Origin of the sequence: Escherichia sp. MOD1-EC5990, assembly GCF_002965285.1 — a bacterium.
Classification (GTDB): Bacteria; Pseudomonadota; Gammaproteobacteria; order Enterobacterales; family Enterobacteriaceae; genus Escherichia; species Escherichia coli_F.
Map to the genome: position 1 here is coordinate 131,387 of NZ_PTRV01000011.1, position 26,037 is coordinate 157,423.

Annotated in this window: 27 protein-coding genes; 10 read left to right on the forward strand and 17 right to left on the reverse strand. The window is 51.2% G+C overall.

Annotated elements, in window-relative coordinates; translation table 11 throughout:
- Positions 1 to 39: 39 nt before the first annotated feature.
- The 6 genes from yfaU to BEB42_RS14960 form a co-directional block, all read right to left on the reverse strand.
- On the reverse strand, positions 40 to 843 hold the full coding sequence (gene yfaU / locus BEB42_RS14935; protein WP_000992985.1) for a 2-keto-3-deoxy-L-rhamnonate aldolase: 804 nt from the start codon (positions 841 to 843) through the stop codon (positions 40 to 42).
- 16 nt (positions 844 to 859) lie between these two features.
- Positions 860 to 2,149 carry an MFS transporter gene (locus tag BEB42_RS14940; protein ID WP_001353078.1) on the reverse strand — a complete coding sequence of 430 codons (1,290 nt, stop codon included), beginning with the start codon at positions 2,147 to 2,149 and terminating at the stop codon, positions 860 to 862.
- Positions 2,150 to 2,205: 56 nt separating this feature from the next.
- Positions 2,206 to 3,411, reverse strand: a complete 1,206-nt coding sequence (gene rhmD, locus BEB42_RS14945) for an L-rhamnonate dehydratase (protein WP_001389850.1) — start codon at positions 3,409 to 3,411, stop codon at positions 2,206 to 2,208.
- Positions 3,412 to 3,425: 14 nt separating this feature from the next.
- Positions 3,426 to 4,208 (reverse strand): IclR family transcriptional regulator, encoded by a 783-nt coding sequence (locus BEB42_RS14950; protein WP_000894180.1) that lies wholly within the window; start codon positions 4,206 to 4,208, stop codon positions 3,426 to 3,428.
- A gap of 219 nt (positions 4,209 to 4,427) precedes the next feature.
- Positions 4,428 to 5,630 (reverse strand): nicotinamide mononucleotide deamidase-related protein YfaY, encoded by a 1,203-nt coding sequence (locus tag BEB42_RS14955; RefSeq protein ID WP_105267434.1) that lies wholly within the window; start codon positions 5,628 to 5,630, stop codon positions 4,428 to 4,430.
- Positions 5,631 to 5,729: 99 nt separating this feature from the next.
- Positions 5,730 to 6,272: a YfaZ family outer membrane protein gene (locus tag BEB42_RS14960; RefSeq protein ID WP_001353077.1), complete on the reverse strand. Its 543-nt coding sequence runs from the start codon at positions 6,270 to 6,272 to the stop codon at positions 5,730 to 5,732.
- Between the two features lie 276 nt (positions 6,273 to 6,548).
- Between BEB42_RS14960 and nudI the strand changes: the two genes are divergently transcribed.
- On the forward strand, positions 6,549 to 6,974 hold the full coding sequence (nudI, locus tag BEB42_RS14965; RefSeq protein ID WP_001353076.1) for a nucleoside triphosphatase NudI: 426 nt from the start codon (positions 6,549 to 6,551) through the stop codon (positions 6,972 to 6,974).
- 38 nt (positions 6,975 to 7,012) lie between these two features.
- Here the strand turns inward: nudI and ais are convergent, their stop codons facing one another.
- Positions 7,013 to 7,615, reverse strand: a complete 603-nt coding sequence (gene ais, locus BEB42_RS14970) for a lipopolysaccharide core heptose(II)-phosphate phosphatase Ais (RefSeq protein ID WP_001353075.1) — start codon at positions 7,613 to 7,615, stop codon at positions 7,013 to 7,015.
- A gap of 307 nt (positions 7,616 to 7,922) precedes the next feature.
- Here ais and arnB point away from each other — a divergent pair, with 307 nt between their 5' ends.
- Genes arnB through arnF form a run of 7 tightly spaced genes read left to right on the forward strand, consistent with a single transcriptional unit; the run spans position 7,923 to position 15,273 of the window.
- The gene (gene arnB, locus BEB42_RS14975) at positions 7,923 to 9,062 is read left to right on the forward strand and encodes a UDP-4-amino-4-deoxy-L-arabinose aminotransferase (RefSeq protein ID WP_001288717.1); all 1,140 of its coding nucleotides are present in this window, start codon (positions 7,923 to 7,925) and stop codon (positions 9,060 to 9,062) included.
- A 3-nt stretch (positions 9,063 to 9,065) separates the two neighbouring features.
- Positions 9,066 to 10,034 carry an undecaprenyl-phosphate 4-deoxy-4-formamido-L-arabinose transferase gene (gene arnC / locus BEB42_RS14980; protein ID WP_000461649.1) on the forward strand — a complete coding sequence of 323 codons (969 nt, stop codon included), beginning with the start codon at positions 9,066 to 9,068 and terminating at the stop codon, positions 10,032 to 10,034.
- Positions 10,034 to 12,016 carry a bifunctional UDP-4-amino-4-deoxy-L-arabinose formyltransferase/UDP-glucuronic acid oxidase ArnA gene (gene arnA / locus BEB42_RS14985; RefSeq protein WP_000860233.1) on the forward strand — a complete coding sequence of 661 codons (1,983 nt, stop codon included), beginning with the start codon at positions 10,034 to 10,036 and terminating at the stop codon, positions 12,014 to 12,016. Before arnC ends, arnA begins: the two co-directional genes overlap by 1 nt.
- The gene (arnD, locus tag BEB42_RS14990; protein WP_000169720.1) at positions 12,013 to 12,903 is read left to right on the forward strand and encodes a 4-deoxy-4-formamido-L-arabinose-phosphoundecaprenol deformylase; all 891 of its coding nucleotides are present in this window, start codon (positions 12,013 to 12,015) and stop codon (positions 12,901 to 12,903) included. The genes arnA and arnD overlap by 4 nt, the downstream gene beginning before the upstream one ends.
- The gene (gene arnT / locus BEB42_RS14995) at positions 12,903 to 14,555 is read left to right on the forward strand and encodes a lipid IV(A) 4-amino-4-deoxy-L-arabinosyltransferase (RefSeq protein ID WP_000844078.1); all 1,653 of its coding nucleotides are present in this window, start codon (positions 12,903 to 12,905) and stop codon (positions 14,553 to 14,555) included. Before arnD ends, arnT begins: the two co-directional genes overlap by 1 nt.
- Positions 14,552 to 14,887 (forward strand): 4-amino-4-deoxy-L-arabinose-phosphoundecaprenol flippase subunit ArnE, encoded by a 336-nt coding sequence (arnE, locus tag BEB42_RS15000; protein WP_000638030.1) that lies wholly within the window; start codon positions 14,552 to 14,554, stop codon positions 14,885 to 14,887. Before arnT ends, arnE begins: the two co-directional genes overlap by 4 nt.
- Positions 14,887 to 15,273, forward strand: a complete 387-nt coding sequence (gene arnF / locus BEB42_RS15005; protein WP_000523869.1) for a 4-amino-4-deoxy-L-arabinose-phosphoundecaprenol flippase subunit ArnF — start codon at positions 14,887 to 14,889, stop codon at positions 15,271 to 15,273. The genes arnE and arnF overlap by 1 nt, the downstream gene beginning before the upstream one ends.
- Here the strand turns inward: arnF and pmrD are convergent.
- The 9 genes from pmrD to BEB42_RS15050 form a co-directional block, all read right to left on the reverse strand.
- Complete coding sequence (pmrD, locus tag BEB42_RS15010) at positions 15,267 to 15,533, reverse strand: signal transduction protein PmrD (RefSeq protein ID WP_001353074.1); 267 nt, start codon at positions 15,531 to 15,533, stop codon at positions 15,267 to 15,269. The two genes, arnF and pmrD, sit on opposite strands and share 7 nt — an antisense overlap.
- Positions 15,534 to 15,642: 109 nt before the next feature.
- Positions 15,643 to 16,998: an o-succinylbenzoate--CoA ligase gene (gene menE / locus BEB42_RS15015; protein ID WP_000577620.1), complete on the reverse strand. Its 1,356-nt coding sequence runs from the start codon at positions 16,996 to 16,998 to the stop codon at positions 15,643 to 15,645.
- On the reverse strand, positions 16,995 to 17,957 hold the full coding sequence (gene menC / locus BEB42_RS15020; RefSeq protein ID WP_001255595.1) for an o-succinylbenzoate synthase: 963 nt from the start codon (positions 17,955 to 17,957) through the stop codon (positions 16,995 to 16,997). Before menC ends, menE begins: the two co-directional genes overlap by 4 nt.
- The gene (gene menB, locus BEB42_RS15025) at positions 17,957 to 18,814 is read right to left on the reverse strand and encodes a 1,4-dihydroxy-2-naphthoyl-CoA synthase (protein WP_000640000.1); all 858 of its coding nucleotides are present in this window, start codon (positions 18,812 to 18,814) and stop codon (positions 17,957 to 17,959) included. The genes menC and menB overlap by 1 nt, the downstream gene beginning before the upstream one ends.
- A 14-nt stretch (positions 18,815 to 18,828) precedes the next feature.
- Positions 18,829 to 19,587 carry a 2-succinyl-6-hydroxy-2,4-cyclohexadiene-1-carboxylate synthase gene (menH, locus tag BEB42_RS15030; protein WP_000600486.1) on the reverse strand — a complete coding sequence of 253 codons (759 nt, stop codon included), beginning with the start codon at positions 19,585 to 19,587 and terminating at the stop codon, positions 18,829 to 18,831.
- Positions 19,584 to 21,254, reverse strand: a complete 1,671-nt coding sequence (gene menD, locus BEB42_RS15035; RefSeq protein WP_001353073.1) for a 2-succinyl-5-enolpyruvyl-6-hydroxy-3-cyclohexene-1-carboxylic-acid synthase — start codon at positions 21,252 to 21,254, stop codon at positions 19,584 to 19,586. Before menD ends, menH begins: the two co-directional genes overlap by 4 nt.
- Before the next feature lie 85 nt (positions 21,255 to 21,339).
- The gene (gene menF, locus BEB42_RS15040) at positions 21,340 to 22,638 is read right to left on the reverse strand and encodes an isochorismate synthase MenF (RefSeq protein ID WP_001191446.1); all 1,299 of its coding nucleotides are present in this window, start codon (positions 22,636 to 22,638) and stop codon (positions 21,340 to 21,342) included.
- 78 nt (positions 22,639 to 22,716) lie between these two features.
- Positions 22,717 to 23,022, reverse strand: a complete 306-nt coding sequence (gene elaB, locus BEB42_RS15045; protein WP_000070621.1) for a stress response protein ElaB — start codon at positions 23,020 to 23,022, stop codon at positions 22,717 to 22,719.
- 54 nt (positions 23,023 to 23,076) lie between these two features.
- Positions 23,077 to 23,538, reverse strand: coding sequence for a GNAT family N-acetyltransferase (locus tag BEB42_RS15050; protein WP_000574094.1), 462 nt, complete (start codon positions 23,536 to 23,538; stop codon positions 23,077 to 23,079).
- A gap of 64 nt (positions 23,539 to 23,602) precedes the next feature.
- Between BEB42_RS15050 and rbn the strand changes: the two genes are divergently transcribed.
- Both rbn and elaD read left to right on the forward strand, forming a co-directional pair.
- Positions 23,603 to 24,520, forward strand: a complete 918-nt coding sequence (rbn, locus tag BEB42_RS15055; RefSeq protein WP_001353072.1) for a ribonuclease BN — start codon at positions 23,603 to 23,605, stop codon at positions 24,518 to 24,520.
- Between the two features lie 187 nt (positions 24,521 to 24,707).
- A complete protein-coding gene (elaD, locus tag BEB42_RS15060) occupies positions 24,708 to 25,877 on the forward strand; it encodes a deubiquitinase ElaD (RefSeq protein ID WP_074497103.1) in 1,170 nt (389 codons plus the stop codon).
- Positions 25,878 to 25,963: 86 nt separating this feature from the next.
- Here the strand turns inward: elaD and BEB42_RS15065 are convergent.
- On the reverse strand, positions 25,964 to 26,037 hold a 74-nt coding region (locus BEB42_RS15065), incomplete at its 5' end, for an IS1 family transposase (RefSeq protein ID WP_004200914.1).

Below are 26,037 nucleotides of genomic sequence, written 5' to 3' on the forward strand. Positions count from 1 at the left end.
TAACACAGGCCCACAGCCGATCCCCGTGGGCCTTTGATATCAATAACTACCTTTTATGCGTGGCTCATTTTTGCCTGATTTAAACATCGCCAGTCGTTGATCCAGGGCATCGCTGTAGAGCATCGTGTCAACGCCAACAGCGACAAAGTTCGCTCCCCATGCCAGGCATTGCTGCGCCATATCAGGAGCCACAGCCAGAAAACCAGCCGCTTTACCCGCAGCACGGATCCGCCGAATACTGGTTTCAATAATTCGCTGCACTTCCGGGTGCCCGGCGTTATCCGGGTAGCCCAACGAGGCAGAAAGATCCGCAGGTCCAATAAACACGCCGTCAATCCCTTCGACGTCGAGGATTTCGTCCAGGTTATCCAGTGCTGTTTTACTTTCCACCTGCACCAACAGACAAAGCGAATCGTTGACTTGCGCCATGTAATTCTCAATGCGTCCCCAGCGCGCAGCCCGTGCCACACTGGCCCCGACACCACGCTCACCGTAGGGAGGATAGCGCGTGGCAGACACCACCTGACGTGCCTGATCGGCAGTATCGACCATCGGGATCAGTAGAGTTTGCGCGCCAATATCCAGGACTTGTTTAATCAGCGACTTACTGGCTTCCACCGGACGGATCACGGGTTGGCTGGCATAGGGCGCTACCGCCTGTAGCTGGTGATAAAGATCCTGAATGGTGTTTGGCGCGTGCTCCCCGTCAATCAGCAACCAGTCATAACCGGAGGTGGCGGCAATTTCTGCCATATAAGAAGTAGTCGAGCTTAACCACAGACCAATTTGCACTTCGCCCTTGCGTAAACGTTCTTTAAAGGGATTGGTTAATAATGCGTTCATGGTGTTCCTTAACCTATTAATGATGTGCCACGTCGGTCTGCGCAACAGTGCGATTTACACGCAGAGTGAAAATAATCAGCGAACCGATGACCGCCACCGCTGCCAGCGTCAGTAATCCAGCCGCATCGCTGGCAAACAACGTTTCTGCTTTCACGCGCAGGATCGGGGCAATAAACCCGCCCACTGCACCAAACAGGTTTACAAAACCAATCCCCGCCGCCAGCGCCGTACCGGAAAGCAGTTGTGTCGGCATCGTCCAGAACACCGGCTGCACGGCAATAAACCCGATGGCTGCAACACACAGCGCTACGATCGCCAGTGCTGGAGAAAGCAGCCCGGAGAGACCAATACCAATGCCCGCCGCCAGTAATGTCAGCGCCGCGACATTACGCCGTTCGCCGGTTTTATCGGAATAGCGCGGAATAAGCCAGGTCCCAAACAAGGCCGCGACCCACGGAATGGCGGTGACCACCGACGCCGTAAAGCCCACTTTTGTCCCCAACAATGCAGCAACCTGCGTCGGCAGGAAGAAAATTAATCCGTAAACCGCCACCTGAATGGTCAGGTAGATAATCGCCAGTTGCCAGACTCGCCCATTACGCAGCGCATCGCTCAGTCGAGAAGTCACTTTCTGTTGTTCTTCACTTGCCAGTTGGTTGATAAGCAACGTTTTTTCTTCTTTACTCAGAAAACGAGCCTGCTCCGGCGTGTCATCAAGCCAAAAGAATGTGAATACACCAGCGCCGACTGCCAGCAATCCTTCAATCACAAACATCCAGAACCAGCCGGGATGCCCCATAAATCCATGCATCTCCAGCAGCGCGCCGGAAAGCGGTGATCCCAGTGTTAACGCCAACGGTGCGCCCATATAGAACAGCCCCATAATGCTGGCGCGATTACGCTGCGGAAACCATTGCGAGGTGAGATAAATCATACCAGGGAAGAACCCGGCCTCCGCAGCACCAAGCAGAGTGCGAACGATCAGAAATTTCGCTTCAGTATCGGCCCATGCCATGGCTGCCGAAAGAAATCCCCACAGCAGTGTTGTCGTACCAATCCAGGTTCTTGCCCCCAGTTTGCGCATCAAAAGATTCGCCGGAACACCCAGAAACGCATATACCACAAAAAAAATGCCTGCTCCCAGCGCATAAGCTTCATTACTCAGCCCGGTATCAATCTGGTAGGTCTGTTTGGCAAAACCGATATTCGAACGGTCGAGAAACGCCAGCACATACAGCGCCAACATAAACGGAATTAAACGCGCACGGTTTTTCTTCACCACGGCGTCAAGCAAAGCGGTGCTCATAAAAAGCTCCTTAAAATATGTGGGCGTTACCGTTGTCAAAGCAACGCCCGGAATGATTAGTGGCTGTAGGGGCGTTTCAAATTGCAGTCACGATTGAGCTCGACGCCGAAACCGGGTTTATCAAGCACTGATTTATGAATACGACCATTCACCGGCACTGGCTCATTAAGCAGAATCGGATCAAATTGCGGACGCATCGTTGAACAATCCGGGCTGGTCATCAGGAATTCGCTGAATGGCGTATTGGTGAAGGTGATCACCGCATGGTGAGAGTAAACAGACGAACCGTGCGGCACCACCAGTTGCCCTCTGGATTTGGCGATTGCGGCAATTTCCACCAGCGTGGTTAAGCCACCGCACCAGCCAACATCCGGCTGCATAATGTCGATACCGGTTTCTGAAAGCGTACGGAAAGATTGCAGTGTGCCGTGATGCTCACCGCTGGTGACCATCATTCCGACTGGCGCGTTGCGTTTCAGTTCGCGATAACCTTCATACTGCTGTGGCGGCAGGCACTCTTCGATCCATTTCAGGTTATAGGGCGCGCAAGCGTGGGCCAGTTTGGTGGCATAGTTCACGTCCTGACTCATCCAGCAGTCGAGCATTAACCAGAAATCCTCACCGCATTTTTCACGCATATCCGCGACCATAGCGGCATCTTTGCGGATCCCCGCATCGCCATCATGTGGCCCCCAGTGCGTCGGCATTTTGCCACCGATAAAGCCCATCTCTTTTGCCAGATCCGGACGCGCACCTGTGGCGTAGAACTGAATCTCATCACGAACTGCGCCGCCTAAAAGTTTATAAACCGGAAGCCCGACCACTTTGCCGAACAGATCCCACAGAGCCAGATCGACACAGGAAATCGTATTCATCACCAGGCCACCAGAGCCGGAGTAATACAGGGTGGCATTGAGCATTTGATCGTGGATCAGTTTGATATCACTGACACATTTACCCTCAATGAAACGGTTAAGGTGTTTTTCGACAATAAAACAGCCCATTTCACCGGCTGTCGAAACGGCGAATCCGGTCTGGCCGTTTTCTGCTTCGACTTCAACAATCAACGTGCCAAGAACGTTAATGCCAAATGACTGGCGTGACTGCTCGTAATCGCGGTATTTACTCATCGGGGTGGCAATATGATCGTCAATCCAGTGATTCGCCCCCTGGTCGTGATAATCACCGCCGCCAGCGCCTTTTTCTGCTGTCGCACCGCCAGTAAACCAGGCGCGAACCTGTTTGATTTTTGGTAGGGTCATGCTGTTCTCCATTGTTATGAGGCCTGTAAGTCAAAGGGACTTTTCCATCCCAACAGACGTGAAATATCCCTGGCGCAGGCAATGGCCTTGCCCGCCAGATAATCACGGTATTCTTCATTGATTTGTAAGCGGGTACCGACCACCGAGATCGCAGCGGTAAGCTCGTTATTGGCGTTAAACACCGGCGCAGCGACACAACGGACATCGGCGTAATCTTCGCCGTTGTCATAGCTCCAGCCCTGACGGCGAATACGCGCCAGTTCTTCGTGAAGTTGCTGTGGATGAGTAATCGTTGTGGGTGTCACCTGCTCCCAGACCAGCCCTTCGATAATACTTTGCTGTACAGATGCAGGTTGCCAGGCTAGCAGGCATTTACCTATTCCGGAGCGATAAAGCGAAAGGCTTTTTCCTTCATGGGAACGCACGCTGATAGTGGCTGATGACTCCACTTTCAAAATGTAATAAGCGCTGCCGTTATCAATAATCCCCAGGTGACATAACAGCCCGGTGGTATCCATCAGTTGCGTCAAACGCGGTCGAGCCAGTTCCCGGAGATCCATCTTGCTTAACGCATGACCGGAAAGCTCCACCAGCTTGGTCCACAAACAAAAATTTTCCTGGTGATCAAGGCTAAGAAAACGCTGACGCCTGAGTTCATTAAGCAGCAAATAGGCCGTGCTTTTAGGGATCCCCAATGTGTCAATGATCGTCGCAGCACTACAGGGGCCAATGCGGGCAATCAAATTGAGAATATCAATAGCCCGTGTCAGGGCGGGAACTTTGCTTGATTCCAACATACTGGACTCCAGTCTTAGATACTGGAATCAGTCTCGTTGTTCAGGGGGAGTAAAATTGTGAAGCGCATCAAATCCCGCACCTCGTCCAGCGGGCTGGAGAAATTACGCACAAATTTGTGAATCAGCGCACGGATTTTTTCTTATTGAGTACAACAGGTTGGACAAATTTTGCCGGAGGGGGAATGTGCCGGTGCAGTAAACCGGCACGGAGTGGCGGAATCAGACAGATAAAGTCATGGGCTCAACAACCTCAATCCAGCCATGCTCACTGGCGATGTCCTGACCGTTTAACCAACGGCGCAGCATATTCAGTGCCATCATTGCGCACACTTCCTGACGGATAGCCAGGCTGTAGCGCGTAGTGCTGAAACGCACACGCAGAGCGAAAGTGCCGTCTGGCGAGGCTAGCGCAAAGTTGAGATGTTCGTTCTCGAAACCAGAAACAGCCAGTGCCAGCCCGGCAAAATGGTTGGCACGCCGTTCTGTAATCCAGTGCGCAGTTTGCGCCAGGGTTTCTTCCTGTGAAGGAACTACTTCACACGCCAGCAATGGAGCACCTGCGCGAGAAAGTTGCAAAGCCAATAAACCACCGGTGAATTGCTCGCTCAACGTCAGGCTGAACTGGCGGCTCTGCAATTCGCGACTGATCTGCGCGGGCAGTCCTTCGGTGCCTTCGAAAATCACGCTCTGTCCGGCAACACGTTTAACGTCCAGCCACAATTTTTCCATCGCCTGTTGCTCGCTTGCCGGTCCGGTCAGCTTAAGTTCAATTATCGGCATCGAGGAGCGATAGCCCATCGTTACGCCCGGCGGCAATTGCAGGGAGTCCAGGCTTTGCGCCAGATCGCTTTCCGAACGACCGAAGGTAGTCAAACGCAGACAAATCGGCGGCTGCGGTAAAGAAAAACGTTCGCGCAGGCGCGGCAGGATTTCGTGCTCGACCATCACCTTAAATTCCGACGGTACGCCGGGGGTAAAGAACATCAGACAACGATTAAGCTGCACGGCAAAACCACAGGCGGTGCCTACTGGGTTATTGATAAATTCTGCACTGGCAGGTAGCTCCGCTTGTTTACGGTTGCTCGGTGCCATCACCCGTCCACGTTCGCGAAAATAACGTTCCATCTCTTTGAGCCAGGCCTCATGCAGCACCAGGCCTTCTCCTTTTGCAGTCGCAGCGGCGAGTGCGCTTAAATCATCACTGGTCGGCCCCAGCCCGCCGTTCACAATCAGCACATCGGCGTGCTGACTACGTTCACGAAGAATGGTCACTAAGTCATCGAGGTTATCCCCCACCGTATTACGGCGAGATAATGGCAACCCCTGATGAAAGAAAAAATCGGCCAGCCAGGCAGCGTTAGTGTCAACGATTTGCCCGTGTAACACTTCATCCCCGGTGGATAACATTTCCACTGTTAACATGGTTATCTCCTGCTTTTGTTATCGAATCACTATAACGCAAAGGGAGATAAGGCGTAGTAAGAAACTGAATGGCGCGACAGAATGCCGCGCCGGAAGGCATCAGAAACTGGCGTTAACGCCAACATATGGACCGTCAGCCACGGCGTTGTCGCGGTTACCATCTTTACCCGACAGATTCAGATAGCGATAACCTGCCTCAATACTGACTGGACGCATAATGGTGTAACGCGCACCAGCATTCGCTTCCTCATAACTTTGAATACCGCTGGAGAGCGAATCTGGAGAGTAGTAATACTCGCCAAACAAACGGAAGCTGTTGCCAATATTCCACTGCAAACCACCTCCTACCGCCGCAGCATAACCTTCATCGCCGTAATTCGGGTTGGTGTAAACGCCTTTTCCGCCAACGGTCGCCATTAACGGCCCGAGAGGCAGATTCAACCCCAGCCCCACACCCGCGACGTCACCGTCGTCGTCGTTATGTGTCCAGTTACCGCTTAACGCCAGGCCCGTCGATTCCGTACCAAAACCGACACCAATATTGGTGTATTCTTTACCCGCCTGACCGCTGATACTCATTGCATTGACCGATGCAGAAACCAACAGCATTCCAGCCAGACCTGCTAGCGCAATTTTTTTCATTTTCCCCTCTCCCACAAGCAATAAATCAAAATTCCAAAGCTGCGGGATTGTACTGCCTGGCGCTGAGGATTCAATGAGCGAAAAAGGGTTCTAGTCACTTATTGTAACTAAATACTTCTTAAATAATTAAACGCCGAAAAAATAAACACACTTTACCGATACACACAAAAATAATAATAAGTGCAGTTATCATCGCAAAAGAAATTACTGTCACTTTCACATATTTCTGAGTTACCGTATTCTCATGGTTTCTTTTTATTTATAAGGAATATCCCCGTGCGACAACGGACTATTGTTTGCCCTTTGATTCAAAATGATGGTGCTTATTTGCTGTGTAAAATGGCCGACGATCGCGGCGTTTTCCCCGGTCAATGGGCGCTTTCGGGTGGTGGCGTGGAGCCTGGCGAACGAATTGAAGAGGCACTACGCCGCGAAATTCGCGAAGAACTGGGAGAACAGCTGCTTTTGACAGAAATCACGCCGTGGACCTTCAGCGATGATATTCGCACCAAGACGTATGCAGATGGTCGCAAGGAAGAGATTTATATGATTTACCTGATTTTTGACTGCGTGTCTACCAACCGAGAAGTGAAAATAAACGAAGAGTTTCAGGACTACGCGTGGGTAAAACCTGAAGATCTGGTGCATTATGATTTGAATGTCGCCACCCGAAAAACGTTACGTTTGAAAGGTCTTCTGTAACAATGATGACAGCCATTACTGGCTGTCAGATTGAAAATTTAGTGGTTAACGAATTCCCCATCCAGATAAACTTTGCCTTTTTCTACATGCATGACTAAACCATCCAGATAATCAGGTTTAAATGTCGCATCACGCTTATCTTTAGCAATATATGTCAGGCAATGATTATGGGTAAAAATAACGATATTTTTATCAGGTGCTTTGCTTTGTAAGTCCTTAATTGCACTATAAATCTCATTACCGCATTGAAGAAGTCGTTTATCTACCGTCAGCTTTTTCCCCGCTGAAAACCAAGTCGCCGACTGAATGGTCCGGACGGTATTACTGGAATAAAGATCGAAATCAGGGATGTCAGCGCTAAAAGCGTTGCCCAGTTCACGGGCATCCTGGGTACCTTTGACCGTAATACCTGTTTTATCTGACAAGCATTGATTGGCTGAACGATCGCAACGTTCAGCATGGCGAAACAAAACGACAACCGTGTGCTGCTGTGCCAGTCTGGCCAGTGTTTTATTGTCGATACGTGGCAAACCATTACTACTCCAGGCGGCATGAGTACCCAGTCCGGCAATTGCAGCGAGCGCCAGTAAAATGATGATATATTTTTTTGACTTCAATGAAGAGCGGCAAAAAGCTAACACGTAAACTCCACCTATAGACAAGTGCAACCAGACAATTACCGTGAAATTGAGCGACATTACTGGCGATAATTAGCAGTTGGTGTAATATTAAAAATCCTACGATGCCGGCAAAATGCCTCAAAATTTTGCCAAATGCAAAGCCTAAATAAGAAAAAATATAAAAATTTCAATATTTACGTCTAATATTAATTTCTTAAGGTTAAGTTAATATTCTATCCTTAGAATTTCGCTCCAAATGGCAAAATATACACAACACTCTTTATGGCAAATATAAGTGGAAAAGTATTCAACGACGGATGGAAAAACAATGTCAGAATTTTTGCCTTTTTCGCGACCAGCAATGGGCGAGGAGGAAGTCGCTGCAGTTAAAGAGGTTCTCGAATCTGGTTGGATCACTACAGGTCCGAAGAATCAAGCGCTTGAACAAGCCTTTTGCCAGTTGACGGGAAATCAGCATGCCATCGCGGTCAGTTCAGCCACCGCCGGAATGCATATCACGCTAATGGCGTTGGAAATTGGCAAGGGCGATGAAGTGATTACGCCTTCCCTGACCTGGGTTTCAACCCTCAATATGATCTCCTTGTTGGGTGCAACGCCGGTAATGGTGGATGTCGACCGCGATACGCTGATGGTCACGCCTGAAACGATCGAAGCAGCCATTACGCCACGCACTAAAGCCATCATTCCGGTGCATTATGCCGGTGCGCCAGCAGATATTGACGCCATTCGCGCCATTGGCGAACGTTACGGCATCGCAGTTATCGAAGATGCTGCCCATGCCGTCGGTACGTATTACAAAGGCCGACATATTGGCGCAAAAGGTACCGCTATTTTTTCGTTTCACGCCATCAAAAATATTACCTGTGCGGAAGGTGGCCTGATTGTTACTGATAATGAAAACCTTGCCCGCCAGCTACGGATGCTGAAATTTCACGGTCTGGGTGTCGATGCATATGACAGACAAACCTGGGGCCGTGCACCGCAAGCTGAAGTCTTAACGCCGGGCTATAAGTATAATCTGACCGATATTAACGCCGCGATTGCCCTGACCCAGTTAGCCAAATTAGAGCACCTCAACACCCGTCGGCGCGAAATTGCTCTGCAATATCAGCAAGCTCTGGCAGCTCTCCCCTTTGAGCCATTAAGCCTTCCCGCCTGGCCGCACGTTCACGCCTGGCATCTGTTTATTATTCGTGTCGATGAACAACGTTGTGGTATCAGTCGCGATGCGTTGATGGGAACGTTAAAAGAAAGAGGCATTGGTACCGGGTTACATTTCCGCGCCGCTCACACACAAAAATATTATCGCGAGCGTTTTCCCGAGCTGTCGTTACCGAATACCGAATGGAATAGCGAACGCATCTGTTCGTTGCCGCTGTTCCCGGATATGACCACCGCCGATGCCGTCCGCGTCATCACAGCCCTTCAGCAACTCGCAGGACAATAAGCCATGTTTGAAATCCACCCTGTTAAGAAAGTCTCGGTGGTTATTCCCGTTTATAACGAGCAGGAAAGCTTACCGGAATTAATCAGGCGCACCACCACAGCCTGTGAATCACTGGGGAAAGAGTATGAGATCCTGCTGATTGATGACGGCAGTAGCGATAATTCCGCGCATATGCTGGTCGAAGCTTCGCTAGTGGAGGGCAGCCATATTGTGTCTATTTTGCTTAACCGCAATTACGGACAACATTCAGCGATTATGGCGGGTTTCAGTCACGTTACCGGCGACTTAATTATTACCCTCGATGCCGATCTCCAGAATCCTCCAGAGGAGATCCCCCGCCTGGTGGCAAAAGCCGATGAAGGTTACGACGTAGTAGGAACTGTACGCCAGAACCGCCAGGACAGCTGGTTTCGTAAAACCGCTTCGAAGATGATCAACCGACTTATTCAGCGCACCACCGGCAAAGCAATGGGTGACTACGGTTGTATGCTGCGCGCCTATCGCCGTCATATTGTCGATGCGATGTTGCACTGCCATGAACGCAGCACCTTTATCCCGATTCTGGCGAATATCTTCGCCCGCCGCGCCATTGAAATTCCAGTGCATCATGCCGAGCGTGAGTTTGGTGAATCCAAATACAGCTTTATGCGCCTGATTAATTTGATGTACGACCTGGTGACCTGCCTTACCACTACGCCGCTACGTATGCTGAGTCTGCTTGGCAGCATTATTGCGATTGGAGGTTTTAGCATTGCGGTGCTGCTGGTGATTTTACGCCTGACCTTCGGCCCCCAATGGGCGGCAGAAGGCGTCTTTATGCTATTTGCCGTGCTGTTTACTTTTATTGGCGCTCAGTTTATCGGCATGGGATTGCTCGGTGAATATATCGGCAGGATCTACACCGATGTCCGCGCCCGCCCCCGCTATTTTGTTCAGCAAGTTATCCGTCCATCCAGCAAGGAAAATGAATAATGAAAACCGTCGTTTTTGCCTACCACGATATGGGATGCCTCGGTATTGAAGCCCTGCTGGCTGCCGGTTACGAAATTAGCGCTATTTTTACTCATAGTGATAATCCCTGTGAAAAAGCCTTTTATGGTTCGGTAGCTCGTCTGGCGGCGGAAAGAGGCATTCCGGTTTATGCGCCGGATAACGTTAATCATCCGCTGTGGGTGGAACGCATTGCCCAAATGTCGCCGGAGGTGATTTTCTCGTTTTATTATCGCCATCTTATTCACGACGAGATTTTGCAGCTCGCCCCTGCAGGCGCATTTAATCTGCATGGTTCGCTGTTACCAAAATATCGTGGTCGCGCGCCGCTGAACTGGGTGCTGGTGAACGGTGAAACGGAAACTGGCGTGACATTGCACCGAATGGTGAAACGTGCCGATGCTGGGGCCATTGTGGCCCAATTGCGCATTGCCATTGCGCCAGACGATATCGCCATTACGCTTCATCACAAGTTATGCCATGCCGCGCGCCAGCTACTGGAGCAGACATTACCCGCCATTAAACACGGTAATATTCTGGAAATCGCCCAGCGCGAAAACGAAGCCACCTGTTTTGGTCGCAGAACGCCAGAAGACAGCTTCCTCGAGTGGCATAAACCGGCAGCAGTATTGCATAACATGGTGCGTGCCGTCGCCGATCCGTGGCCGGGTGCCTTCAGCTATGTTGGTAATCAAAAATTTACCGTCTGGTCGTCACGCGTGCATTCTCATGCGCCCGCAGCACAACCGGGGAGCGTGATTTCTGTTGCGCCACTGCTGATTGCCTGTGGCGATGGCGCGCTGGAAATCGTCACCGGACAGGCGGGAGACGGCATTACTATGCAAGGCTCGCAGTTAGCGCAGTCGCTGGGTCTGGTGCAAGGTTCACGCTTGAATAGCCAGCCTGCCTGCACCGCCCGACGCCGTACTCGGGTACTCATCCTCGGGGTGAATGGCTTTATTGGCAACCATCTGACAGAACGCCTGCTGCGCGAAGATCATTATGAAGTTTACGGTCTGGATATCGGCAGCGATGCGATAAGCCGTTTTCTGAATCATCCGCATTTTCACTTTGTCGAAGGCGATATCAGTATCCATTCCGAATGGATTGAATATCACGTCAAAAAATGTGATGTCGTCTTGCCGCTGGTGGCAATAGCCACGCCGATTGAATATACCCGCAACCCGCTGCGCGTCTTTGAACTCGATTTTGAAGAGAATCTGCGCATTATCCGCTACTGCGTGAAGTACCGTAAGCGAATCATCTTCCCGTCGACTTCAGAAGTTTATGGGATGTGTAGCGATAAATACTTCGATGAAGACCATTCTAATTTAATCGTCGGCCCGGTGAATAAACCACGCTGGATTTATTCGGTGTCTAAACAATTACTTGATCGAGTGATCTGGGCCTATGGCGAAAAAGAGGGTTTACAGTTTACCCTCTTCCGCCCGTTTAACTGGATGGGGCCACGACTGGATAACCTTAATGCAGCGCGAATTGGCAGCTCCCGCGCTATTACGCAACTCATTCTCAACCTGGTGGAAGGTTCACCGATTAAGCTGATTGATGGCGGAAAACAAAAACGCTGCTTTACTGATATCCGGGATGGCATTGAAGCGTTGTATCGCATTATCGAAAATGCAGGCAATCGCTGCGACGGCGAAATTATCAACATTGGCAATCCTGATAACGAAGCGAGCATTGAGGAACTGGGCGAGATGCTGCTGGCGAGCTTCGAAAAACATCCGCTGCGCCATCACTTCCCACCGTTTGCGGGCTTTCGCGTTGTCGAAAGTAGCAGCTACTACGGCAAGGGATATCAGGACGTAGAGCATCGTAAACCAAGCATCCGTAATGCCCGCCGCTGCCTGGACTGGGAACCCAAAATTGATATGCAGGAAACCATCGACGAAACGCTGGATTTCTTCTTGCGCACCGTCGAGCTTACGGATAAACCATCATGACAAAAGTAGGCTTACGCATTGATGTCGATACCTTTCGTGGCACCCGTGAAGGCGTGCCGCGTCTGCTGGAAATCTTGAGTAAGCATAATATTCAGGCCAGCATTTTTTTCAGCGTCGGCCCGGACAATATGGGCCGCCATCTCTGGCGACTGGTGAAGCCACAGTTTTTGTGGAAGATGCTGCGCTCAAACGCGGCATCGCTTTATGGCTGGGATATTTTACTGGCAGGTACGGCTTGGCCAGGTAAAGAGATTGGTCATGCCAATGCCGATATCATTCGTGAAGCGGCTAAACATCACGAAGTCGGCCTGCACGCCTGGGATCACCATGCCTGGCAAGCCCATAGCGGTAACTGGGATCGGCAAACAATGGTCGACGATATCGCACGCGGCCTTCGCACCCTGGAAGAAATTATCGGCCAACCGGTAACCTGCTCCGCAGCCGCTGGCTGGCGTGCCGACCAGCAGGTGATCGAAGCAAAAGAAGCGTTCCATTTGCGCTACAACAGCGATTGTCGTGGGGCGATGCCGTTTCGTCCATTGCTCGAAACAGGAAAACCCGGCACGGCGCAAATTCCGGTGACCTTACCCACCTGGGATGAAGTGATTGGTCGGGATGTGAAAGCTGAAGATTTTAACGGTTGGTTACTCAACCGCATCCTGCGAGATAAAGGCACGCCGGTTTATACCATTCATGCAGAAGTTGAAGGCTGCGCTTATCAGCATAATTTTGTGGATCTCCTGAAACGCGCAGCCCAGGAAGGCGTGACATTTTGCCCTTTAAGCGAACTGTTATCAGGGACGTTGCCGCTCGGACAAGTTGTTCGCGGAAATATTGCCGGACGTGAAGGCTGGCTGGGTTGCCAACAAATTGCAGGTAGTCGCTGATGAAATCGGTACGTTACCTTATCGGCCTCTTCGCGTTTATTGCCTGCTATTACCTGTTACCGATCAGCACGCGTCTGCTCTGGCAACCAGATGAAACGCGTTATGCGGAAATCAGTCGGGAAATGCTGGCATCCGGCGACTGGATTGTGCCCCATATGTTAGGGCTACGTTATTTCGAAAAACCCATTGCCGGATACTGGATTAACAGTATTGGGCAATGGCTATTTGGCGCAAATAACTTTGGTGTGCGGGCAGGCGTTATCTTTGCGACCCTGTTAACTGCCGCGCTGGTGACCTGGTTTACTCTGCGCTTATGGCGCGATAAACGTCTGGCTCTACTCGCCGCAGTGATTTATCTCTCACTGTTTATTGTCTATGCCATTGGCACTTATGCCGTGCTCGATCCGTTTATTGCATTCTGGCTGGTGGCGGGAATGTGCAGCTTCTGGCTGGCAATGCAGGCACAGACGTGGAAAGGCAAAAGCGCGGGATTTTTACTGCTGGGAATCACCTGCGGCATGGGGGTGATGACCAAAGGTTTTCTCGCCCTTGCCGTGCCGGTATTAAGCGTACTGCCGTGGGTAGCGGCGCAAAAGCGCTGGAAAGATCTCTTTATTTACGGCTGGCTGGCAGTTATCAGTTGCGTACTGACGGTTCTCCCCTGGGGACTGGCGATAGCGCAGCGGGAGCCTGACTTCTGGCACTATTTTTTCTGGGTTGAGCATATTCAACGCTTTGCAATGGATGATGCTCAGCATAGAGCTCCGTTCTGGTACTACTTGCCGGTCATCATTGCCGGTAGCCTGCCGTGGTTAGGATTACTCCCCGGTGCACTGTATGCTGGCTGGAAAAACCGCAAGCATTCCGCAACCGTCTATTTGTTGAGCTGGACGGTAATGCCGCTGCTGTTTTTCTCTGTCGCCAAAGGCAAATTACCCACCTATATTCTTTCCTGCTTTGCACCATTAGCGATGCTGATAGCGCATTACGCTTTGCTGGCGGTAAAAAATAATCCTCTGGCGTTGCGGATGAATGGCTGGATTAACATCGCTTTTGGCGTCACTGGCATTATTGCTACGTTTGTGGTCTCCCCCTGGGGACCTATGAGCACGCCGGTGTGGCAAACCTTCGAGAGCTATAAAGTCTTCTGTGCATGGTCGATTTTTTCGCTATGGGCATTTTTCGGCTGGTACACCTTAACTAACGTCGAAAAGACCTGGTCTTTTGCCGCACTTTGCCCGCTTGGGCTGGCGTTGCTGGTAGGATTTTCAATTCCTGACAGAGTCATGGAAGGAAAACATCCGCAATTTTTTGTCGAGACGACACAAGAATCACTGCAGCCAAGCCGCTATATTCTTACCGATAGCGTCGGCGTTGCTGCTGGTCTGGCATGGAGCCTGAGACGTGATGACATCATCATGTATCGCCAGACAGGGGAATTGAAATACGGCCTAAATTATCCGGATGCGAAAGGGAGATTTGTCAGCGGTGATGAGTTCGCAAACTGGCTTAATCAACATCGTCAGGAGGGGATTATTACACTCGTGCTTTCGGTTGACCGCGATGAAGATGTCAACAGTCTCGCCATTCCGCCCGCAGATGCCATCGATCGTCAGGAGCGTCTGGTGCTGATTCAGTATCGGCCCAAATGATCTGGCTAACATTAGTCTTTGCCAGCTTGCTTAGCGTTGCCGGGCAGTTGTGTCAGAAACAAGCAACCTGCTTTGTGGCGATAAACAAACGGCGCAAACATATCGTGCTGTGGCTGGGACTGGCGCTGGCTTGTCTTGGTCTTGCCATGGTGCTCTGGCTGCTGGTCTTGCAGAACGTACCGGTAGGCATTGCCTACCCGATGTTAAGTCTGAATTTTGTCTGGGTGACGCTGGCTGCAGTAAAACTGTGGCACGAGCCGGTATCACTGCGTCACTGGTGTGGGGTGGCATTCATTATTGGCGGCATTGTGATCCTCGGGAGTACGGTGTAATGGGCCTGATGTGGGGATTATTCAGCGTCATTATTGCCTCAGCTGCGCAATTAAGCCTGGGTTATGCGGCGAGTCATCTACCGCCGATGACGCACTTATGGGATTTTATCGCGGCGCTGTTAGCTTTTGGGCTGGATGCCCGGATACTGTTACTCGGGCTGCTGGGTTATCTGCTTTCCGTTTTTTGTTGGTATAAAACGCTACATAAACTTGCACTAAGCAAAGCCTATGCCTTGCTCAGTATGAGTTATGTGCTGGTATGGATTGCTTCAATGGTACTTCCCGGCTGGGAAGGAACTTTTTCGCTGAAGGCACTACTGGGAGTAGCCTGTATTATGAGTGGGTTGACGCTGATTTTCCTGCCCACGACAAAACAACGTTACTGAGTTTTCTCAGCCGATTGACTCTGCCGTTCCCACTCATCGGGGCTGTAGCTGCATGCAGAGAGGACTTTCACCGTATGTAGCTTTTCACGATTAATACAGTAAAGCGCATTCTGCAAAGGGGAGAGTAAATCGCCCACTTTCACGGCGAAGTCACTCTTCACTTCGGCGATCATTTTTATCGCGCCGCCAGCATCGCAGAGCATAAGTACATGTCTGTTATCTTGTTTATCGCAGCACGATTTTTTGACCAGCCATTCCATTGCATTATCCTGTTTGCTAAGAGTTTTCACATCAATTTACAGATTAACAGATAAACTCTTTATCAACGGCAATGGAATGGCAGAAATGAGAAGTGCAACGGATGGTTAATTATTGCTGGCGTTGCACCCACTCTTTTAGCGCCTGACGTGAAATTTTAATACCACCGTTTTTCAGTTCAGGTGGAAGCGTCAGCCAACGCACCGGTTGCTGAAAACGGGCCAGCTTATCTTTCACCCATTCGCCAAGATCAACGGTTTGCTGGTCATACTCCACCACCGCTACCGGTCGATGACCAAACTCCTTGTCAGCAACGGGAACGATAAACACCTGCAAAACCGCAGGATGTGCAGCAATAACGCGCTCGACTTCTTCTGGCTGAATGCCTTCGCCACCACTGAAGAACAGATTGTCTAAACGTCCGACAATGGTCAGCTTGCCATTATGCATCTCACCGCGATCGCGCGTAGCGTACCAGCCTTCGTCATTCACCAGCGGCACCAGTTGTCCGTTACGCCAGTAACCTTCTGCCATGCTGGCAGCCCGCAGCCACACTTCATCGTTAACGATTTTCACTTCCCGACCGGGCAGCGGCGAACCGACGTCCACCAGACCATCGGCTTCTTTCGCACACACCGTGGAGGCAAACTCGGTCAGACCATAGCCACAAAAGCAACGAATACCCTGCTCGCGCGCCTGTTCCGTCAACTCGACCGGGATCGCCGCGCCGCCAAGCAACACTGCTTTCAGGGAAACGGAACTGCGGTTAACCAGCAAACGCCAGAGCTGCGTCGGCACCAGCGATGCGTGAGTACAGCCTGCCAGCATGTGATCCAACGGCTGTTTATCACGTACCGTCATCCGCGCACCAGCGTATAACCAGCGCCACATAATTCCCTGACCGGAGACGTGAAACAACGGCAAAGAGAGCAACCAGTCATCGTGATCGCCAAATGGAATCAGCGATAACACCCCTTCGGCGCTGGCAAGATGAGCTTGATAAGTATGGACAGCGGCTTTCGGCAACCCGGTAGAACCCGAGGTCAACGTCATTGAGCACAGACGCGTCGGCTGCCACGCCGCAGCATGTACGCCTTCAACCAGCTGAATGTGCAGCGACGTTAACGCCGGAAACGTGTTTTCCCCTTCCGGCACCAGTGCAAATTGCAGCGTCAGATTGGGCAACAACTCCTCAAGCAACGGTTGCGGCAACTGTGGATTCACGGGCAGCACCCGCGCTCCGCATTGCAGTAACGCCAGCCAGGCCAGCAGCGTTTGCGGCGTATTCCACGCCCGCAACATCACGCCGCTGCCCTCAACCACACCCTGCGCCGCAAACCCGGAGGCTAATTCATCGACGCGAACACAAAGCTCGCGCCAGTTGAGTTGCTCATCATTGAGACGTAAGGCGATGGCTTCTCCCCGCACTTGCCGCCAGTGACGCCACGGCCAGTCAGAGAAGATCATAACAACCGCTCCAGTGCATCAACGTCGACAAAAGGCAGCGTGCTACCCGGCCAGCGACGAACCTGCTGCGCCTGCATCAGATCCAGCGTGTCCAGCCCCGGGATAGTGTCTGGCGTTAACCAGGCGGCAATCCGCGCCAGTTGCGTTAAGCCTAAGCTCGACTCAATAGATGAACTGATCACCGCCGTCAGCCCCAGCGCGTGCGCCGCCTGCACCTGCTCGCGTACTTTCTCCAGGCTGCCCGTGAGCGTGGGTTTGATCACCACCGCTCGCACGCCTTCTTCCGCCATAAAGGCAAAATCCGGCTCACGCAGGCTTTCATCCCAGGCAATGGCAATACCCGTTTCACGGGCAAAGGCGCGGGAATCCTCGCGGGTTTTGCACGGTTCTTCGAGAAACGCGATGCGGTGGCGATAATCCGGGTTAACGTATTTGGCAAACTGCTGGCCTTTCAGCGGTGTCCAGGCGCGATTCGCGTCAAGACGCAAATGCAGATCCGGAATGGCCTCCAGCAACAGATTCACCACCATGCCGTCGCGCACCGCTTCGTACAATCCCACCTTGACCTTCGCCACTTTCTCGCCAGGCATATCGGCAAGTTTCAGGATCAGATCGTCCGGATCGCCATTACACAGTGGTGCCGCACGATAATTGGCCGCCTGCGGGAGCGTGTCTGCCAGCTCCGCCAATGCACAGCTTACGCCAAAGGCGACGGAAGGCATTTGCGGTAATTCGCAATCGCCTGCCAGCCAGTTATTTACCCAGGCAAGCAGCGCACTTTGCGCCTCTTCCCAGGTTTCCTGACTGAAGCCCGGCAGTGGGGAGATCTCTCCCCACCCTTCGCGCTCGCCCTCGCGCAGGCAAACGTATAGCCCGTCGCGGGTTTTTAACCGCCTGTCGCGCAGAACCACCCCCGCGTCCATGGGGATCTGCCAGCGGTATACCTGCGCGCTACGCATTACGGATTCCGTTTAAATTTGCTGAAGTCAGGCTGACGTTTCTGGTTGAAGGCGTTGCGACCTTCCTGACCTTCTTCCGTCATGTAGAACAGCATGGTGGCGTTGCCCGCCAGTTCCTGCAGACCCGCCTGACCGTCACAGTCAGCGTTCAGCGCAGCTTTCAGGCAACGCAGCGCCATCGGGCTGTTTTGCAGCATTTCGCGGCACCAACGCACGGTTTCTTTTTCCAGATCTGCCAGCGGCACAACGGTGTTCACAAGGCCCATATCCAGCGCTTGTTTCGCGTCGTACTGACGGCACAGGAACCAGATTTCACGCGCTTTTTTCTGCCCAACAATGCGCGCCATATAGGAAGCGCCCCAGCCGCCATCGAAGGAACCGACTTTCGGGCCAGTCTGACCGAAGATGGCGTTTTCCGCCGCGATGGTCAGGTCGCACATCATGTGCAGAACGTGACCGCCGCCGATGGAGTAACCCGCTACCATCGCGACAACCGGTTTCGGACAGGTACGGATCTGACGCTGGAAGTCCAGCACATTCAGATGATGTACGCCGGAATCATCTTTATAGCCGCCGTAATCGCCACGCACTTTCTGGTCGCCACCAGAGCAGAACGCTTTATCGCCTGCACCAGTCAGAATAATTACGCCGATGTTATCGTCATAACGCGCATCTGCCAGTGCCTGGATCATCTCTTTTACCGTCAGAGGACGAAAGGCATTGCGCACCTGCGGACGATTAATGGTGATTTTTGCGATACCGTCGGTGGATTTTTCATAACGAATGTCCTCGAAACCTTCGGAGCAGTCGTGCCATTCAACCGGTGCGTAAAGCATTGCTTCATCAGGATAAATCATATTGTGTCCTTTAGTCAGAAACGCAAGATCTGCGCCAGACTTGCGATTACGCCAGCGGGATTTTCCCGGTGCGCGTTATGTCCGGCGCGAGGAATGACATGGCAGTCGGCAGCCAGTTCCGCCGCCAGAGCGCGGAATTTGCTGTCACGTTCACCACATAAATAATAAAACGCAAATGTGCGGGCGCTAAGGTTAGCACGTAAATCAGGCTGGACGGCGAGAGAAGTGGCCTCCAGCATAGTAGCAAGCGTTACACCGTTATTGTGGCTACGCAGCGCCACCAGCTCCCGGCGTTGATCGTCATTGAGCGAGGCAAAGACAGGCTGTTGATACCAGTCGGCAAATACCGCCGTTAATGGTTCTGAGCGAAAACGCTGCGCCCATTGGCGATCGGAAAGCAGACGTTCCGTGCGTTGTTCAGCACTTTGCAATCCCGGATGCCCGCCTTCGACCACAACCCCACTCAGCCCCGGCATCCCCTGACAAGCCGCCATCATCGCCACCCGTCCGCCAAGCGAGTACCCCACCAGCCAGAAGTTAAGGATGTTGTAACTAATCAGAGTTTTACGCAGTAAGCCAGTGACATCATCAAATCCATCGATGCTAATTGCTGCCGAACCACCGTGACCTGGGAGATCAACATACAACCGCGAGTAGTCGGCAAACGCCTCGCCCACTTCTTGCCATTCATGGCAATCGCCGGAAAAACCGTGCAAAAACACCAGCCAGGGTAAACCTGGTTTGCCGTGTTTTGCCTGCGCGTGCAGGATCATAAATGGCTTACCTGCGCCAGCAGTTGCTGGAGGGTTTGCGCACCATCGGTGTCGTTAACCACCATTTCAATTACCGTGGTGGTCGGCGTGCGCCAGGCGTCGGCAAGTGCCGTTTCAAGTTCCTGCCAGTTTTGCGGACGATGATATTTCAGCTCGAACATCGCGGCGGCGTGCTCAAAATGGACGTTTTGCGGCATCAGATAGAAACGCTCACGCTCACTTTTCGGCGTTGGCAGCAGCGAGAAAATTTGCCCGCCGTTGTTGTTCACCACAATTAATACCAGCGGCGCGGAAACCTGGCGCAATAGCGCCAGCGCGTTGAGATCGTAAAGTGCTGAGAGATCGCCCACAATCGCCAGCGTCGGTTTGCCACTGGCCCGCTGAACGCCTGCGGCAGTAGATAGCAGCCCGTCAATACCGCTGGCCCCACGGTTGCTGTACACCGGGTAACCCGCCGGAAGTTGCGAGAGCGCATCGATCAGACGTACCACCAGGCTGTTGCCAACAAACAGTTGCCCCTGTTCCGGCAAATAGTCGCTGATGCGATGCGCCAGTTGCGCTTCGCCAAACGCATCGCGACGGGCAATAACCGCCTGCATTGCCTGTTCCGCCAGGCGCGGGATTTCAACGCACCAGGGCTGGCGTTTTTCTGCCGGATGCAGCTCCAGCCAGTCGGCAATATTGGCAATTAAGCGGCGTCCGCGATGGTGTGCCGGATCAAGTCGACCTTCAATGTCATCAACAATCCAGTACTCTTCTGGTTCACAGCTTGCCTGCCATTGCAGGAGCCGTTTGCCCGTCAGGCTGCTGCCCAGCTGCACCACAATCTGCGCCTGTTGCAGTTCGCTGGTCGCTTTGGCATTGCCTAACCAGAGATCGGCACACGGCAGCGGCTGTCCGGTTTGCGACAGGACGTCGCCAATCAGCGGCCAGCCAAGAGTTTGCGCCCACAGAGCAACTTTTTTGCCCTCTTCCGCACTCATGCGACCAGCAACTACCACGCCGCGCTTTTGTCGCCAGAAGAACCAGTCACGCTGTTTTTCACTTTCCAGACGAGACGCTTCACGCAGCCACGGTTTATCGTCCTGCCACCAGTCGCCAAGACGCTGTTGCCAACTAAGCCCGGTGTCGTCCATCTCGCCATATAGCGGTTCAGCAAACGGGCAGTTGATATGGACTCCTCCAGCATGAAGCGTACCAAGGGCGTGGTCGATAGTAGAGACCAGCCAACGGGCAGGAATATCCTGTGTCGGGCGCGGCAGTGAAATGCTATGCGTAGGATGAGAAGCGAACATTCCCGGCTGACGAATCGCCTGATTCGCGCCGCAGTCAATGAGCTCCGGCGGGCGATCGGCGGTTAACAGGATCAGTTTTTCTCCGGTTAACCCAGCTTCTATTAGTGCCGGATAGAGATTTGCTACCGCCGTGCCGGAGGTCACAATCACCGCCACCGGCTGCTTGCTGACTTTCGCCAGCCCCAGCGCCAGATGCCCCAGTCCACGCTCATCAAAATGGGTGTGGTGAATGAATGCGGAATTCTCCGCTGCCGCTAACGTTAACGGTGTAGAACGCGAGCCAGGGGCGATACAAATGTGTCTGACGCCGTGACGCGTTAATGCTTCCAGAATGACCGCCGCCCAGCGTCGGTTAAATGCGCTTACTGACATGAGTTTGTCCGGTATCAATATTGCGGCTAAGTATAAGGAGCTACAAAAATAGATTATTGATATGAATCGGTAATGATGCGACTCATTACTCTTCCATTTGTAATAAAGTACGCAGCCCTGCCGCTTTGTTGTCGATTTCCTGCCACTCTTGCTCGGGGTCGGAGCCACGGACAATGCCCGCGCCAGCATATAACCGCACGACATTGCCGCTAATTTTTGCTGAGCGCAGGGAAACGCAGAATTCGCTTTGTTGTAACGAAAGATAGCCCGCGGAACCGGCATACCATTCACGGGTGAACGGTTCGTGACGGGCGATAAACTGCCGCGCCAGGTCACGCGGTAAGCCCGCAACCGCGGCCGTTGGCTGCAACTGATGTAAACAGATCACATCATCCGCTTTGTTGAGTGAAGTCCAGATACAGCGGCGCAGATGCTGCACTTTACGCAGACGCAGTACCTGCGGTGGTAAAACATCCAGCGTCTGGGTATCGGCCTGCAATCGTTGGCAGATATCTTCCACCACCAGCATGTTCTCGCGCTGGTTTTTATCATCCGCCATCAGCCACTCACCTAACTGCTGCGCCTGCTTATCATCAGGATGATTTGCTACCGTTCCCGCCAGCGCTTCAGTACGCAGCGCTTTGACACGCCGCCGCCATAGCCGCTCAGGAGACGAACCCAGAAACGCGGTCTCGCCATCAAAGGCCATAAAGAAATGATAGCAGTTCAGATTGAGCCGACGGCTGGCTGCCATCATCGCCGCTGCGTTAACCGGGCTTGCAAAATGCAGGTCGGTCGCCCGTGCAAGAACGACTTTGTCGAGTTCACCTTCGGCGATAGTTTGCGTTGCCAGTTCGATTAATCGCGTCCAGCCCGTTTTGTCCGGCCAGTGTTGTTCTCGCGTGGTGGTTAAATGTAACCCTGGCAGGGACTTGATACTCACCAGTGTGGCGATAAATTCTTTTGCCTTTATCGCATCGTGCTGAAGGGAGCTTTCGCTGAATAGCGTCAGCCGCAGCGTGGCTTTACCGCCACAGCGTCGCCATTCCAGTCGTGGTAAAAGTAAATTGCCCTGCGACGGGTCAAACGCATTCAGCCCCCAGATGCGTAAGTCGGCATGTTCCGGGTGCTGGCGAAGAAAACGTTGTGCCTGGTCCAACGACGTAAAACAGGTAATCGCGCCCAGGACGGCAGCTTCTTCATCACCATTACGTTGTTGCCAGTAGAATTGCGGATACGTTTGCTGACTGGCCAGCCAGCTCAAGGCATCAAAAGCATCTTTGAGAGGGAAAGGAGTATCAATAACCCGAATGCCGGGTGTCGCTGGAATCTCTTGCGACAAAAGGCGCAGTAGATTTTCCAGCGCCGTAGTGAGTGATTGCACGCGGACCTCTCCCTGTTAAAAGCCTCACATTATACGGGGTACTACAAAAAAAATGCAGTACCCCGGTGTAGGGAGGTTTTAACGGCGTGCCAGCAACAGTCCTAATACCAGCCCAACGGCCGCGCCCACCCCAATTCCCTGCCAGGGTTTTTCGTGGACGTAGTCATCAGCACGATAAACAGCCTGCTTCGCCCGATAGTAATAACTGTCTGAAGCCTGGCTAACCCGTTTTTTCACATCATCCAGCGCTTTTTCTGCACGCGCTTTCAGCTCAACATATTTCTGATCGGCGGGATCGCCAGAGGAGCGGAGCACCTCTTCCAGTGTTTCACTAAGCAGCGTCAGGTCGTCATCGATACGTGTATCACCAAACTGATTAGACATTCTCGTTCTCCATTTGCGTAAAACCTGTCACTAACTATAGACAATGGTTATTGATTACGCCTGAATTACCTCGCGTGCCATCCCAATGTGTGGGATACCATCTTCTTCATAGACCTCCGTCACAGGGATAAAGCCAAAACTTTGGTAGAAGTTTTGCAGATGCGCCTGCGCCCCGAGGTAAACAGGTTTATCAGGCCAGTGACGCGTACATGTTTCGAGTGTTTTACTCATCAGCTGCTGCCCCACTTTTTCGCCACGCAACGCTTCACTGACAATCACCCGACCTATAACGACCGGCTCAAGATCATCATCACTTTTCAGAATCCTCGCATACGCCACCAGTTCATCATTTTTCCAACCGAGAATATGGCGATTATCCCCCGTCAAATCATCACCATCGATATCCTGATAAGGGCAATTCTGCTCGACAACAAACACCGCGCAACGCAGTTGTAATAAGGCATAAAGCTGGGAAACCGATAATTCAGAGTGATGCAGATCTTGCCATTCAATCATAATGCTCTCCTTTTAGATGTATGCCTTATACTAGCCGGAATATTTTTTGAAACGTGATGAACTCATGGAATTAATTTTTTTAGGTACTTCAGCCGGTGTGCCAACCCGTACGCGCAATGTCACGGCAATATTGCTTAACCTGCAACATCCGACCCGGAGCGGTCTTTGGTTGTTTGACTGTGGTGAAGGCACCCAGCATCAGCTACTGCATACCGCCTTTAACCCTGGAAAACTGGACAAGATTTTTATCAGTCACCTTCATGGCGATCATCTCTTTGGTTTACCCGGCTTGCTGTGCAGTCGTTCTATGTCTGGTATTGTCCAACCCTTAACGATTTATGGTCCGCAAGGTCTCCGTGAATTTGTGGAGACTGCGCTGCGGATTAGCGGCTCATGGACCGATTATCCGCTGGAAATTGTCGAAATTGGCGCTGGCGAAATTCTCGATGATGGCCTGCGCAAAGTGACCGCTTATCCGATGGAGCATCCACTGGAATGTTATGGCTATCGTATTGAAGAACATGATAAACCGGGTGCATTAAATGCCCAGGCATTAAAAGCTGCTGGCGTGCCGCCTGGCCCACTGTTTCAGGCATTAAAAGCGGGCAAAACAATCACGCTGGAAGACGGAAGGCAGATTAACGGCGCAGATTACTTAGCCGCTCCAGTGCCAGGTAAAGCGCTCGCTATTTTCGGTGATACCGGCCCCTGCGATGCCGCACTTGACCTGGCTAAAGGCGTCGATGTCATGGTACACGAAGCGACGCTGGATATAACCATGGAAGCCAAAGCCAATAGTCGCGGCCACAGCTCTACACGCCAGGCTGCGACACTGGCCCGTGAGGCTGGAGTCGGTAAGCTAATCATTACCCACGTCAGCTCGCGCTATGATGACAAAGGTTGTCAGCACCTGTTACGTGAATGCAGGTCAATTTTCCCGGCGACTGAACTGGCGCATGATTTCACCGTGTTTAACGTTTAACTCTGCCTATTATTAAAAACAGGGCGAAACTTGCCCTGTTATCGTAACCCGCGCTACATATATCCACCCACACGGGCATATTGAGCGATTTTTGATATTTATTCATCTCCTTACGCACTATATTCAGAGCAATAAGTTGCCTCTTTTTATCTTCATTCAGCACAACCTTTGCAACTAAAAGGAGCCTATGATGGTTACAGTTGTCAGCAATTATTGTCAATTATCTCAAACCCAACTCAGTCAGACATTTGCAGAAAAATTTACTGTGACCGATGAATTACTGCAGTCTTTAAAAAAAACAGCATTATCCGGAGATGAAGAAAGCATTGAGTTACTGCATAATATTGCGTTAGGTTATGATGAATTTGGAAAAAAAGCCGAAGATATTCTTTATCATATTGTTAGAAACCCAACAAATGAAACCCTATCGATTATCCGACTTATCAAAAATGCCTGTTTAAAATTATATAATTTGGCACATACCGCAACCAACTCCCCCCTTAAACCAGCTGGTCCGGATAATTCAGATGATCTCCTGTTCAAAAAGCTATTCTCCCCGTCAAAATTAATGACAATTATCGGTGATGATATTCCTCTTATATCTGAAAAACAGTCGCTTTCAAAGGTACTTTTAAATGATAAGAATAATGAACTGAGCGATGGTACAAACTTCTGGGATAAAAATCGTCAAATAACCACGGATGAAATAGATTGCTATCTTCAGAAGATCGCCGCTAATGCAAAAAATACTCAAGTCAATTATCCTACTGGTCTCTACCTCCCCGATTCCAACAGCACTTACCTGGAAATCGCTCTCAATGATAATATTAAGAGCGATCCATCATGGCCGAAAGAAGTCCAGTTATTCCCCATAAATACTGGCGGACACTGGATATTAGTTTCGCTACAAAAAATAGTTAATGAAAAAAATAACACACAACAAATAAAATGCGTCATATTCAACTCATTACGTGCACTAGGCCATGATAAAGAAAATTCACTTAAGCGTGTCATTAATAGTTTTAATTCTGAACTCATGGGAGAAATGTCGAATAATAATATAAAAGTTCATTTAACTGAACCCGAGATAATATTTTTACATGCCGATCTTCAGCAATATTTAAGCCAAAGTTGCGGTGCATTTGTGTGCATGGCAGCCAAAGAAGTAATTGAACAAAGGGAAAGCAATTCTGACAGCGCTCCCTATACGTTATTAAAAAACTATGCTGACAGATTTAAAAAATATTCAGCAGAAGAGCAGTACGAAATTGATTTTCAACATCGACTGACAAACAGAAATTGTTATTTAGATAAATATGGCGATTCACTAATAAATACTTATTATACACAACTATAAAAAGAACACTCATCAACAAAAAATTGAGTATCAGGAACAAATTGTTAACCAATTCGGACAGTCAGAAAATAGGTAATGACTCCAACTTATTGATAGTGTTTTATGTTCAGATAATGCCCGATGACTTTGTCATGCAGCTCCACCGATTTTGAGAACGACA